The following is a 12,792-nucleotide window of genomic DNA, read 5'->3' on the forward strand; positions in this document are numbered from 1 at the left end:
TTCGCTTGGGGGGGTGGTTTTTTTCTGTGTGGGGCCGGCGCGGGGGGCTTTGTTGGGTTCCCCCCCGCCCCCCGGCCCGGCGGGGGGGGGGCCCCCCCCCCCCCCGTCGCGGGGGGCCCCCCACCCCGATGCCGCGCGAGGTTACCCGGGGTCCGCCGCGGACCACCGCCGTGACCTGCGATTCCGCTCCTCCGACGGCGTCCTGCGCGAGGCTCAGACGGTGTGTGCGTCGGCCGCCGTCAGGGCCTCGTCGAGGGCGGCGAGGCCCTCCTTGGCCTCGGCCTCGGTGATCGTGCAGGCCGGGACGACATGCGTCCGGTTCATGTTCACGAACGGCCACAGACCGCCGCGCTTGCAGGCCGCGGCGAATTCGGCCATCGGGGCGTTGGCGGCACCGGAGGCGTTGTAGGGGACCAGCGGCTCGCGGGTCTCCTTGTTCTTGACCAGGTCCAGCGCCCAGAAGACGCCCATCCCGCGGAGCTCGCCGACGGACGGGTGCCGCTCGGCGATCTCGTGCAGCGCGGGGCCGATGACCCGCTCGCCGATCTCGGCGGCGTTCTCCACGATCCGCTCCTCGGCCATCGCGTTCATGGTGGCGACGGCGGAGGCGCAGGCCAGCGGGTGGCCGGAGTAGGTCAGCCCGCCCGGGTAGGGGCGCTGGTCGAAGGTCGCGGCGATCTCGGCGCTGATCGCGACGCCGCCCAGCGGGACATAGCCGGAGTTGACGCCCTTGGCGAAGGTCAGCAGGTCGGGGGTGACGCCGAAGTGGTCGGCGGCGAACCACTTGCCCGTACGGCCGAAGCCCGCCATGACCTCGTCGAGGATGAAGACGATGCCGTAGCGGTCGCAGATCTCCCGGACCCCGGCGAGGTAGCCGGCCGGCGGGACCATGATCCCGGCGGTGCCGGGGATGGTCTCCAGGATGATCGCCGCGATCGACTGCGGCCCCTCGAAGGCGATGGTCTGCTCCAGGTGCGCGAGGGCGCGCTCGCACTCCTGCTGCTCGTTCTCGGCGTGGAAGGCGGAGCGGTAGCGGAACGGGCCCCAGAAGTGCACGACACCGGCCGAGGCGGTGTCGGAGGGCCAGCGCCGCGGGTCACCGGTCAGATTGATCGCGGTGGCGGTGGCGCCGTGGTACGAGCGGTAGGCGGACAGCACCTTGGCGCGGCCGGTGTGCAGCCGGGCCATCCGGACCGCGTTCTCCACGGCCTCCGCGCCGCCGTTGGTGAAGAAGATCTTGTCGAGGTCGCCGGGGGTGCGCTCGGCGACCAGCCGGGCGGCCTCGGACCGTACGTCCACGGCGAATCCGGGCGCGATCGTGCACAGCTTCGCGGCCTGCTCCTGGATCGCGGCGACGACCTTCGGGTGCTGGTGGCCGATGTTGGTGTTGACCAGCTGCGAGGAGAAGTCGAGGTAGCGGTTGCCGTCGTAGTCCCAGAAGTACGAGCCCTCGGCGCCGGCGATCGCCAGCGGGTCGATCAGGCCCTGCGCGGACCAGGAGTGGAAGACATGCGCGCGGTCGGCGGCCTTGACGGCCGCACCGGCAGCGGGGTCGGCGGCGGCAGAGGTGGAGGGCGTCGTGCTCACGGTCAGTACCTCGGATCGGGTCGCTCGGGTCCGCCGGGGGATGGGCGCGGCGAACGCTCCTCAGCCTAGGGATCACGGTCCGCCGAGCGGTACCGACACTGTGTATGGCGCTCACCACGCGCACGGACAGACTGTCTACGGGCTGTAGGAAGCTCCAGGGCCGGGGCCGCGCGAGGGGCCGTCCGGATGACGGCCGCCGGGCGGCCGCGGGCGGCCGGTTTGGCTACCGCGGCACCCGCCCGTCAGACGGCCGCGGGAAAGGCCGTCCGTACCGCCCGGCGCCAGTGGTCGGCGCTCAGGTCCGGGCGCAGCGCCGACAGCCCGCCGCAGTATCGGGTGAAGGCGGCGGTGTGCACGCCGTGGCCGCGCAGCAGCCGGTCCGCCTCGGTCAGCCGGCCGGCGGTCCTGGTCTCCACGAGGACCAGCCCGCCGTCGGCGCGTACCGTGCGGCCGGACGCCAGGTCCCGGCAGAGCAGTGCCGCGTCACAGGTGATGCGCCGGCCGTCCGCGACGAGGGTGGCCCGGGTGTAGTCGGTCTCCAGCGCGCGGCCCAGGTCGGTGGGGGCCGCGATGCCGTAGGTGCGGGCCAGTACGGAGGCGAGGAAGCCGCGCGGGGCCGCGCCGAGGGCCGGGGCGCCCGGCAGCAGCGGCTGCCGGTGCTTGACCGTCTCGCCGCGCCGCCCCGTCAGCTTGATCTCGAACTGCCGCTGCCCGGTGTCCTCGTAGAGCCGCTCGCGGATCGTGTAGCGCAGCCGTCGGCCCTGCCGGTGGTCATGGAACAACCGCAGGTCGGGGGTGTCGTAGTGGACGGAGCGATAGCGGAACCAGCGCCGCCCGTTGATGCACAGCGCCGCGAACGGGCCGCCCGGCCGCCGGTGGTCGGTGAGTTCGGCCGCGAAGGCGGCGAAGACCTCGACCGGGACGAGATAGCGGCGGTCGAAACGGGCGAGGAGTTCGGCCCGCGCCTGGACGTCGGCGAGCGGCACGGGGCGCGCGGCCATGGCGGCACGGGCGAGGGCTCGTACGGCGGGAATCACACGGTCTCCTTGGCGGACGGGCGGGAGCGGGGGACGTGCGGGACCGGGGAGCGCGCTGTTCCGTTGCTGTTCCGTGGGTGGGGGGTCGAGGTCGGTGTCGCGGTGGTCGCCGTAGGCGCGGTGGTCGTTGAGGTACGCGTACGACGTTCCTCGCCCCCGGAAAGTTCCGGGACGCGGAAACAGACATCCGGCACCGTCGCATCCCGGCCACGGTCGGGCGGGTCATGGCGGCGCTGGAGGAACTCGCGGCGGCGCCGGAAGAGTTGGCCGGCGCCCCTGGCTACCGCTGGCTGCGGGGGCATGACGGGCCTGCGGCCTGCCGGGGGCCAAGGCGCCCTCGCTATCCTCACCGCGGAGGAGGGGGCGCGGGCAGCCCGTGTGCACAGGCGGCCCGCCCACTCGCCCGCGGGGCGGATTCGGGGGGAAGGGGCGGCAGATCGTGGAACGGCCAAAACATGCGGGGCGGCAGGGGCGACAGGGGCGCGCGGAAGTGCCGGCGGGGCTGACGCCGCTGGGTGCGCAGGATCCGCCGCGGATCGGGGACTACCGCCTGCTCGGACGGCTCGGCGAGGGCGGCATGGGGCGGGTGTTCCTGGCCCGTTCGGACCGCGGCCGTACGGTCGCGGTCAAGCTGGTGCGGGCGGAGCTGGCCGGTGAGGAGGAATTCCGGGCGCGCTTCAGGCGGGAGGTGCGGGCCGCGCAGCAGGTCGCCGGGGAGTGGACCGCGCCCGTACTGGACGCGGACACCGAGGCCGAGATCCCCTGGCTCGCCACGGGCTATATCGCGGGGCCGTCCCTGCAGCAGGTCGTCGGCGGCAGCGGCACCCCGCTGCCCGAGCGGACGGTACGGATCCTGGCCGCCGGGCTGGCCCGTGCGCTGGGGTCGATCCATGCCGCCGGAATCATCCACCGCGACCTCAAGCCGTCCAATGTGCTGGTCAGCATCGACGGGCCGCGGGTCATCGATTTCGGCATCGCGCGGGCCCTGGAGGCGGTGTCCGGCAACGGCGTGACGCATACCGGCGGGGCCATCGGCTCGCCGGGCTTCATGTCGCCGGAGCAGGTGCGCGGCGCGCCGCTCACCCCGGCCTGCGACGTCTTCAGCCTCGGTTCCGTGCTGGCGTACGCGGCGACCGGGCGGCAGCCGTTCGGGACGGCCGACAGCGTCGCGCACGCGGTGATGTTCCGCATCGCCCAGGAGGAGCCCGACCTCTCCGCGGTGCCCGAGGGATTGCGCGCACTGATCGCCGGCGCTCTCGCCAAGGACCCCGAACAGCGGCCCACACCCGCGCAGTTGGTGGCGCAGGCGGACGGCGGCAGCAGTGACGGGGACGGGCCGGGTGCGGACGACGAGCCATGGCTGCCGGGGGCATTGACCGCCCGGCTGGGGCGGCACGCCGTGGAACTGCTGGCGGCGGAGAACCCACAGGACCGGGACACCGCCCGGGACGGGGAGCACGGCGAGGGCGGCGCCAAGGGCCATCCGCGACGGGCGGACGCACCGTCGTCACCCGCCGCCGAGGACCCTGGGCCGCCCGCTTCGCCCACCGCCGTCGTGCCCGCACCGGGCCGCACCCCGGCGACACCGCCACCGCTGCCGCGGGGCCCGGCGGCGTACCCACCCGCCGCTCTGGCATCCCACCCTGACGCGGCGTCGGCTCCCGCCCCGGCCCGTAAGCCGCTGCGCCGCCGCGGTGCCGGTACCGCCCTGGTCACCGGGGCCGCGCTGGTGCTCGCCGGGGCCGGTGCGGTCGCTGCGTACGCCCTGATGAGCGCAGACGGCAGCGGCCTGCGGTCGACGGATGCCTCGGCCGACGGCGCAGCCACCAGGACCCAAAGGGCGGCGGGGCGCGCCGCGAAGGCCGGGCTTCCCGCGGACTACCTGGGCACGTGGGAGACGACGCTGGGCGACTCCTCCGACGAGGTCCGGCGCTTCACCCTCACTCAGGGCAAGGCCGGTGACATCGTGCTGACGATGACGGCGACCGGGACGACCTACCGCTGTGAGTTCGCCGCCGCCCTGGCCCATGCGGGGCCGCCGGTCCGCCTCGGCCCCTCCACCGTGGTCTCCGGGCCGACCGACAGCTGCCTTCCGGGCTCGCCGAGCACCCTGGAGATGGTGCACGGCAAGCTGCGCCGCGCCTTCGACGACGGGAAGGCGCTGTCGTACCGCAAGCTGCCGAACGGCAAGAGGAGCTGACGGCCCCGAGGAGCTGACGGCCCTGAGGGGCTGAGGGGCTGACGGCCCGTTGGGAGGCGCTCGGCCGCGCTCCCCTTCCCGCGCCCCCTCGCACCCCGCGTACCCGCCGGGCATCGATCGTTCTCCCGTCGTGACGATCCCTCGTCCATGGCGCGATCCGCGGCGGCCTACGCTCGGAGCACGCCTGCTGCCGGAACGCGCCTCAGGCACGGAACGAGACGGGGGAGGGCGCCCGGATGGACGGCCTGCGGGGGCTGACGGCCGACGATCCGCAGTGGATCGGGGACTACCGGCTGCTCAGCCGTCTCGGCAGCGGCGGGATGGGACGGGTCTACCTCGCCCGTTCCGAGGGCGGCAGGACCGTCGCGGTGAAGCTGGTGAAGGCCGAACTCGCCGCGGAGGAGGAGTTCCGGGACCGCTTCCGCGCCGAGGTCGCGGCCGCGCGGCGGGTCGGCGGGCGCTGGACCGCGCCGGTGCTGGACGCCGACACCGAGGCAGCGGTCCCCTGGGTCGCCACCGGGTACATCGCGGGCCCCACGCTGAGCGAGGTCGTCGGCGGCTCGTACGGGCGCCCCGGGAGCCACGGCCCGCTGCCGGAGCATTCGCTGCGGCGGCTGGCGTACGGGCTGTCCTGCGCGCTGCTCGACATCCACGGCGTCGGCCTGGTGCACCGCGACCTCAAGCCGTCCAATGTGCTGCTCACCATCGACGGCCCCCGGGTCATCGACTTCGGTATCGCGCGGGCCCTGGACGCGGTCGGGGACCAGACCCAGACCCGGGCCGGCACGGTGCTCGGCTCGCCCAGCTTCATGTCGCCGGAGCAGGTCCAGGGGCATCGCGTCGGCCCGGCCAGCGATGTCTTCTGTGTGGGGTCGGTGCTGGCGTACGCGGCGACCGGGCGGCAGCCGTTCGGCAGCGCCGCCTCGGGCGTCCACGCGGTGATGTTCAAGATCGCGCAGGAGGAGCCCGAGCTGGCGGCCGCGCCGGACGGCATCCGCGGTCTGATCCAGGACTGTCTGGCCAAGGACCCGGCGGCGCGGCCCACCCCCGAGGAGATCATCGACCGTATCGGGCCGGTGCCGGGCGGCACCTCGGCCGCGCCCTGGCTGCCGGCCGAGCTGATCGCGAGCCTGGGGCAACACGCCGTACGCCTCCTGGACACCGACACCCCGCCCGGGGGCCAGCCGCCGACGCTCACCTCCACCAGGGTCGCGCCCAGCCCCGCACCGCCGCCCCGTGCCGAGGCGGCCGCCACGGAGTCACGCCGCCGCCCCCACTGGCTTCCCGTCCTCGCCACCGCCGTCGTCGCGGCCGCCGCGACCGCCGTCACGGTCCCGCTGCTGAGCGGCGGCGCGGGCGCCGACGAGAGCCCGTCCGACATCCCCGCCCGCTATGTCGGCACCTGGTCGGGCCCGGTGCTGCGGGACGGGGCGCCCACCGGGCAGCAGCGGCGGTTCGTGATCACCAACGGCAAGGTCGGCGAAGTGGTCGCCAACAGCACCAGCCTCGGCGCGACCTATGAATGCCGCAGCGACGGCAAGCTGGTGTCCGTCACGGCGCACGACGGGCACCCGGCGCTCCGGCTGGACACCAAGGTCGTACGGTCCATCCCGGCGGGCCGCTGCGCCGCGCTGGGCGAGCACACCCTCGAAGCGGGCCGCGCCCACACCCTGACCTGGGCGGCGGCCGGGCGCACCGCGACGCTGCACCGCACGGCCGAAGCCGCCGTCCCGTCCGGCTACCTCGGCACCTGGCAGCGGCCGAACGCCGACGGCTACGGCAGCCAGCGGCTCACCCTCACCCGGGCCCCGGCGGGCAGCACGGTGCTCACCACCGTCGTCGTGGGCCGCGGCGGCCGCTGCACGGCGCATGCCGACCTCTACGCGGCGGAGGGCGGCGCGCTGACCGTCGGCCCGTCGGTCGTCGACCGGCCCGCCTCCGGCTGCGCGCCGAGCAGCACCTCCGTCCTGCGCCTGAACGGCGACGGCACCCTCCACCGCGAGTTCCTGGGCGACGACAAACAGCCGCGCACCTACTCCAGGGCGGAGTAGCTGCGCGGCTGCTGTGCTGCGGTGCCGCCGGGCCCGTCCTCAGGGAAGGGCGGATGTCCCGGGGAACACGCGGGGTGTCCCTACGACAGGAACGAGTTGATCTCGATCGTCTCGTCGCGGCCGGGGCCGACGCCGATCGCGGAGATCTGGGCGCCGGACATCTCCTCCAGCGCCTTGACGTAGGCCTGGGCGTTCTTCGGCAGGTCGGAGAACGACTTCGCCTTGGTGATGTCCTCGGACCAGCCCGGCAGCGTCTCGTAGACCGGCTTCGCGTGGTGGAAGTCGCTCTGGCTGTAGGGCAGTTCCTCGACGCGCTTGCCGTCGATCTCGTACGCGACGCAGACCGGGATCTGCTCCCAGCCGGTGAGCACGTCGAGCTTGGTCAGGAAGAAGTCCGTCAGGCCGTTGACGCGGGTGGCGTAGCGGGCGATGACCGCGTCGAACCAGCCGCAGCGGCGGTCCCGGCCGGTGGTGACACCGCGCTCGCCGCCGATGCGGCGCAGCGCCTCGCCGTCCTCGTCGAAGAGCTCGGTCGGGAACGGACCGGCGCCGACGCGCGTCGTATAGGCCTTGAGGATGCCGATGACGCGGTTGATCTTCGTGGGACCGACGCCGGCACCCGTGCAGGCGCCGCCCGCGGTCGGGTTCGAGGACGTGACGAAGGGGTAGGTGCCGTGGTCGATGTCCAGCAGCGTGCCCTGGCCGCCCTCGAAGAGGACCACCTTGTCGTCGTCCAGCGCCTTGTTGAGGATCAGGGTGGTGTCGGCGACATAGCCCTTGATCTTTTCGGCGTAGCCCAGCAGCTCCTCGACGACCTGGTCGACCTCGATGGCGCGGCGGTTGTAGAGCTTGGTCAGGAGCTGGTTCTTGACCTCCAGGGCCGCCTCGACCTTCTGGGTGAGGATCGACTCGTCGTAGAGGTCCTGCACCCTGATGCCCACACGGTTGATCTTGTCGGCGTAGGTCGGGCCGATGCCGCGCCCGGTGGTGCCGATCTTCCGCTTGCCGAGGAATCGTTCCGTCACCTTGTCGACGGTGATGTTGTACGGCGTGATGAGGTGAGCGTTTCCGCTGAGCAGGAGCTTGGACGTGTCGACGCCGCGCTCGTTGAGTCCGCTCAGCTCGGAGAGCAGGACCGCCGGGTCGACCACGACGCCGTTGCCGATGACCGGGGTGCATCCCGGCGAGAGGATTCCGGAAGGGAGAAGATGCAGCGCGTACTTCTGGTCGCCGACGACGACCGTGTGGCCGGCGTTGTTGCCGCCCTGATAGCGCACCACATAGTCAACGGACCCACCGAGCAGATCGGTGGCCTTTCCCTTGCCCTCATCACCCCACTGAGCACCGAGCAGCACAAGTGCGGGCACAGGCGTACACCCCTTCCGGGCGGGGCATGTCCAACGTGCGTGGATGGCGTCGGCGTGCTTGTTCACGCGTACGTCATCGCTAGAGCCGTCGGACCGGTGCCCCGGAATAGACGAAGCCCCTGGCGCAATAGCGCAAGGGGCTCTTGCACCGAGATGCTACCTGAGGAAGGACCGAGGTGTCGGCGCAGCCTTCTGGGCACTCTCCCGTGGACTCCGTTCGGGGGTACCCCCTGCTCGTGGTCATCGACCCGGTCGCCCGCAGTACGGACGGTGAATCCGTGCGGATCGCGAAGGATGTCCTGTGCGCGGGCGCGGGGGCGAAAATCTGCCTTCCGGACGGGCCGGAGGAATTCGCGCGGATCCTGGCCCGACGCGGCCACCGGCGGCCGGTGGTGATCGGTGACGACCGGGCGCTGCTGCGGGTGGTGGGCCTGCTGCACAAGGAACGTGAGCTGGCCGCGGTGCCGCTGTCGATGGTCCCGGTCGGCGCACCGGCCGCCGTCGCGCTGAGCCGCGCGCTGGGCATCCCCACGGACACGGTGGCCGCGGCGCGCGCCGTCCTGGACGGCGGGGAGCGGCCGCGGGATCTGCTCACGGACGACAGCGACGGCATCGTGCTCGGCGGACTGCGGATCCCCTGCGGCAGCGAGGCGACCCGGCAGGGCCACGGGGTGTACGTGCCGGCGGCGGTCCCTGCGGTGGCACCCACGGATCCGATGGAGGCCATGGAGGGGCGGGACGGTCTTTCGGGCGGCCTCGACGGGCACCGGCCGTGGTGGAAGCCGGCCGCGCGCACCGCCCGTACGGCGCTGGCGCTGCTGGCGGCGCCGGCCGGCGGGCTGGGCGGGCGGCGCGCACGGGTGCCGGGGCAGCGGCTGCGGATCGAGGCGGACGGGGTGCTGCTGGCGGATCTGGACCGGCCGGTGCGCGGGGTGTCGGTGGTGCCCGGCGGACGGTCCGGGGCGGACGGGCGGCGGCCCGGGGCCGGTGACGGCGGGGAGCTTGCCGAGGTCGTGGTGCACTGGCCGGGCGGGGGCCGGCCGGTACGGACCCGGGCGCGGGCGGTGACGGTGTCCGGCGCGGACTTCCATTACCGGGCGGATGCGGTGGTCGGCGGGCCGGTCAGGACCCGTACGTGGACCCTGCAGCCGGGGGCCTGGCGGCTCCAGCTGCCGCGGGGGTGAGCGCCGGCGGGTGCCTCAGCGGCCGGCGGCGTCGAGTTCGGCCCGCATCTGGTCGCGGTGCTCGCGCCAGCGCTGCAGCAGCCCGGTGAGTTCCTTCTGCAGGAACTCGAAGAAGATGAGCGTCTCGCTGATCCTGCGGCCCGCCGGGGAGTCCTCGCCGAGGCTCTCCACGCCGTCGCGCAGGGTGCCCTCCCAGCGGGTGAGGACGTTGTCCCGGCGTGCCAGGGCCTCGTACCACTGGTCGCTGTGCACGCGGTAGCGGTCGCGGCGGGAGCCCGGCTCACGCTCCCGGCTGACCATGTCGACCTGGGAGAGATAGCGGATCGCGCCGGAGACGGCGGCGGGGCTGACCTGGAGGCGCTCGCCGAGTTCGGCGGACGTCAGCACGCCGGAGTCGGAGGCCAGCAGACAGGCGAAGACCCGGGCGGACATCCGTTGCATACCGGCCTCGACCAGCTGGGCGGCGAACCGCTCGACGAATTGCGAGACCGCCTCGTCGTCGCGCTTGTCCTTGCGCGTGTCCTGGGGCGTCTCCTCGGTCCGGGCCGCGCTCTGCTGTAGCTGCTCGCTCATATCCGCATCATCTCCCCTGATCAGAGCCACCCACCCCAATTTTATACGCTTTCTTAACTTCACAAATTTGTGAAACTAGCGTAGCTTCCAAAGCATGACCACGGCAATCTCTCCCGCTCCCGCGATCCGGGTCGACGGCCTCCACAAGTCCTTCGGCCGCACCCACGCGCTGGACGGCCTCGATCTGCATGTCGACGCCGGTGAGGTACACGGCTTCCTCGGGCCCAACGGCGCCGGGAAGTCCACGACGATCCGCGTCCTGCTCGGCCTGCTGCGCGCCGACGCCGGCACGGCCCGGCTCCTGGGCAAGGACCCCTGGCAGGACGCCGTCGAGCTGCACCGCCGTATCGCCTACGTCCCCGGTGACGTGACCCTGTGGCGCAATCTCTCCGGCGGTGAGGTCATCGATCTCTACGGGCGGCTGCGCGGGGGACTCGACGCCGCGCGCCGGGCCGAGCTCCTGGAGCGGTTCGAACTCGACCCCACCAAGAAGGGGCGGACGTACTCCAAGGGCAACCGCCAGAAGGTCGCGCTGGTCGCCGCCTTCGCCTCCGATGTCGACCTGCTCATCCTCGACGAGCCGACCTCCGGGCTGGACCCGCTGATGGAGGAGGTCTTCCAGAGCTGTGTCGAAGAGGAGCGCGACCGCGGCCGTACGGTGCTGCTCTCCAGCCATGTGCTGTCGGAGGTCGAGGCGCTCTGCGACCGCATCAGCATCATCCGCAAGGGGCGGACCGTCGAATCCGGCTCGCTGGGCCAGCTGCGGCATCTGACCCGCACCTCGGTCATCGCCGAACTCGCCGGCCCGCCCAACGGACTGGCCACGCTCCCCGGCGTCCACGGCCTGGCCACACAGCCGATCCGGGGGAGCCAGGGCCACCGCGTCCAGCTCCAGGTCGACACCGACAAGCTCGACGCCGTGCTGCGTTCGCTCGGCACCTCCGGCGTCCGCAGCCTCACCAGCACCCCGCCCACCCTGGAAGAGCTCTTTCTGCGCCACTACCAGGACGACGTCCGCGGTGAAGAGGCGATCGCGCGATGACCGCCGTGACCGCAGCCCTCCCCGCACCCACCGCACGCGCCCGTCAGCTGGCGGGCACGGGTGCCCTGTTGCGCCTCGCGGTGCGCCGCGACCGGGTGATGATCCCGGCCTGGGTGCTGGCCCTCGGACTGACCGTCGCCACCATGGGCTCGTCCTTCGAGGCGGTCTACGACACCGCCGCCCAACGCGCGCAGCTGGCCGCCTCGATGAACGGCAACGGCTCGATGCGCGCGCTGTACGGACCGGTCTTCGGCGACTCCATCGGCGGCCTGGTCGCCTGGCGGATGGCCGGGTTCGGTGCCGTCCTCGCCGCGGTGATGAGCCTGCTGATCGTCGTCCGGCACACCCGCGAGGAGGAGGAGACGGGCCGTCAGGAGCTGCTCTCCGCCGCCATGGTCGGCCGCCGCGCACCGCTGACCGCGGCCCTGCTGACGGCACTGACCGCCAACGCCGGGATCGCCGTACTGATCGCGGGCGGCCTGACCGCCTCCGGCCAGCAGGCCGCCGGCTCCCTCGCGCTCGGCGCCGCCATCGGCTGCACCGGACTGCTCTTCGCCGGGCTGGCCGCCATCGCCGCCCAGCTGACCGAGAGCGCGCGGCTGGCCAAGGGCCTGACCGGCGCGGTCCTCGGCCTCGCCTTCGCACTGCGCGCCGCGGGCGACGCCGCCGGCCCCGAGGCGACGTCCCCGCTCACCTGGGCCTCACCGATCGGCTGGTCGGAGAACCTCCGGCCGTACGCCGGTGAACGCTGGTGGATCATCCTGCTCTTCCTGGCGGCGGCCGCCCTGGCCGTCTCCGCCTCCTACGCCCTGACCGCCCGCCGCGACCTCGGCATGAGCTTTCTGCCGGCCCGCCCCGGACCGGCCCGCGCACCACGCTCGCTGAGCGGCCCCTTCGGCCTGGCCTGGCGGCTGCAGCGCACCACCCTGCTGGGCTGGGCGCTCGGCTTCCTGTGCGCCGGCGGGATCTTCGGCGGCATCGCCGAGGGCGCCTCCGACCTGGTCGGCAGCAATCGGCAGACCCGCGAGATCGTCGAGCGGATGGGTGGTCAGCAGGGCCTGACCGATGCCTTCCTGGCCACGATGACCGGCATGCTCGGCATGGTGGCGGCGATCTACGCGGCCGGTGCGGTGCTCCGGCTGCGCGGTGAGGAGACCGGCGAGCGCGCGGAGCCGGTGCTGGCCGGCGCGGTGGGCCGGCTCCGCTGGGCCGCCGGCCATCTGGCCCTTGCGTACGCAGGCAGCGCCGCCATCCTGGCCTGCGGCGGCCTGGCCCTCGGCCTCGCCTACGGCCTCTCCGCCGACGACATCGGCGGCGGACTCGGCCCGGTACTGGCCGCCGCCCTCTCCCAGGTCCCGGCCGTCTGGACGCTCACCGGCCTGGCGGTCCTCGTCTTCGGCCTGCTCCCCAAGGCCACCGGCGCCGTCTGGGCCCTGGTCGGCGGCTGCCTGGCCCTCGGCTGGATCGGCCCGTCCCTCAAGTTCCCCCAGTGGGCCATGAACCTCTCCCCGTACAGCCACCTCCCCAAGCTCCCCGGCGCCGACGCCACCGCCGCCCCGTTCGTCTGGCTGCCGGCCCTCTCCGCCCTCCTCGCCCTCGTGGGCCTGGCGGGCCTGCGCCGGCGCGACATCGGCTGATCCCCCCGGCAGCCGGTTCTCCCGCGGCCGGCCGCCTCCCCCTACGTGGCCCCCCCGCGCCGGAGCGGCCACCCCCGGCGCCCGAACCAGCCGCGCGGCCGGGCGGGCCCGGGG

9 protein-coding genes are annotated in these 12,792 nt (G+C 73.6%); 5 read left to right on the forward strand and 4 right to left on the reverse strand.

Going from position 1 to position 12,792, the window contains the following annotated elements; genetic code table 11:
- Positions 1–213: 213 nt before the first annotated feature.
- Both ACWGI6_RS09370 and ACWGI6_RS09375 read right to left on the reverse strand, forming a co-directional pair.
- Entirely contained in the window at positions 214–1,587 is a 1,374-nt protein-coding gene (locus tag ACWGI6_RS09370; RefSeq protein WP_453266921.1) for an aminotransferase class III-fold pyridoxal phosphate-dependent enzyme, read from the reverse strand.
- Positions 1,588–1,829: 242 nt separating this feature from the next.
- Positions 1,830–2,624, reverse strand: coding sequence for a VTC domain-containing protein (locus tag ACWGI6_RS09375; RefSeq protein WP_453266922.1), 795 nt, complete (start codon positions 2,622–2,624; stop codon positions 1,830–1,832).
- A 439-nt stretch (positions 2,625–3,063) separates the two neighbouring features.
- On the opposite strand from ACWGI6_RS09375, the gene ACWGI6_RS09380 reads away from it, so the two are divergent.
- Entirely contained in the window at positions 3,064–4,824 is a 1,761-nt protein-coding gene (locus tag ACWGI6_RS09380; protein WP_453266923.1) for a serine/threonine-protein kinase, read from the forward strand.
- Positions 4,825–5,060: 236 nt separating this feature from the next.
- The gene (locus ACWGI6_RS09385) at positions 5,061–6,875 is read left to right on the forward strand and encodes a serine/threonine-protein kinase (protein WP_453266924.1); all 1,815 of its coding nucleotides are present in this window, start codon (positions 5,061–5,063) and stop codon (positions 6,873–6,875) included.
- Positions 6,876–6,955: 80 nt separating this feature from the next.
- Here the strand turns inward: ACWGI6_RS09385 and ACWGI6_RS09390 are convergent, their stop codons facing one another.
- Positions 6,956–8,242 (reverse strand): adenylosuccinate synthase, encoded by a 1,287-nt coding sequence (locus ACWGI6_RS09390; RefSeq protein WP_453266925.1) that lies wholly within the window; start codon positions 8,240–8,242, stop codon positions 6,956–6,958.
- Positions 8,243–8,478: 236 nt separating this feature from the next.
- On the opposite strand from ACWGI6_RS09390, the gene ACWGI6_RS09395 reads away from it, so the two are divergent.
- Positions 8,479–9,426 (forward strand): hypothetical protein, encoded by a 948-nt coding sequence (locus ACWGI6_RS09395; RefSeq protein WP_453266926.1) that lies wholly within the window; start codon positions 8,479–8,481, stop codon positions 9,424–9,426.
- 15 nt (positions 9,427–9,441) lie between these two features.
- Here the strand turns inward: ACWGI6_RS09395 and ACWGI6_RS09400 are convergent, their stop codons facing one another.
- On the reverse strand, positions 9,442–9,999 hold the full coding sequence (locus ACWGI6_RS09400; RefSeq protein WP_453266927.1) for a GbsR/MarR family transcriptional regulator: 558 nt from the start codon (positions 9,997–9,999) through the stop codon (positions 9,442–9,444).
- 94 nt (positions 10,000–10,093) lie between these two features.
- On the opposite strand from ACWGI6_RS09400, the gene ACWGI6_RS09405 reads away from it, so the two are divergent.
- Both ACWGI6_RS09405 and ACWGI6_RS09410 read left to right on the forward strand, forming a co-directional pair.
- Positions 10,094–11,041, forward strand: a complete 948-nt coding sequence (locus ACWGI6_RS09405; protein ID WP_453266928.1) for an ATP-binding cassette domain-containing protein — start codon at positions 10,094–10,096, stop codon at positions 11,039–11,041.
- Positions 11,038–12,678 carry an ABC transporter permease gene (locus ACWGI6_RS09410; protein WP_453266929.1) on the forward strand — a complete coding sequence of 547 codons (1,641 nt, stop codon included), beginning with the start codon at positions 11,038–11,040 and terminating at the stop codon, positions 12,676–12,678. Before ACWGI6_RS09405 ends, ACWGI6_RS09410 begins: the two co-directional genes overlap by 4 nt.
- Positions 12,679–12,792: the final 114 nt, after the last annotated feature.

This window comes from Streptomyces sp. NPDC054786 (genome assembly GCF_053611685.1).

Excerpts from the sequence above, each read along its gene's own strand:
- ACWGI6_RS09405 (WP_453266928.1), top strand. The coding sequence starts at position 10,094 with ATGACCACGGCAATCTCTCCCGCTCCCGCGATCCGGGTCGACGGCCTC.
- ACWGI6_RS09410 (WP_453266929.1), top strand. The coding sequence starts at position 11,038 with ATGACCGCCGTGACCGCAGCCCTCCCCGCACCCACCGCACGCGCCCGT.
- ACWGI6_RS09385 (WP_453266924.1), top strand. The coding sequence starts at position 5,061 with ATGGACGGCCTGCGGGGGCTGACGGCCGACGATCCGCAGTGGATCGGG.
- ACWGI6_RS09400 (WP_453266927.1), bottom strand. The coding sequence starts at position 9,999 with ATGAGCGAGCAGCTACAGCAGAGCGCGGCCCGGACCGAGGAGACGCCC.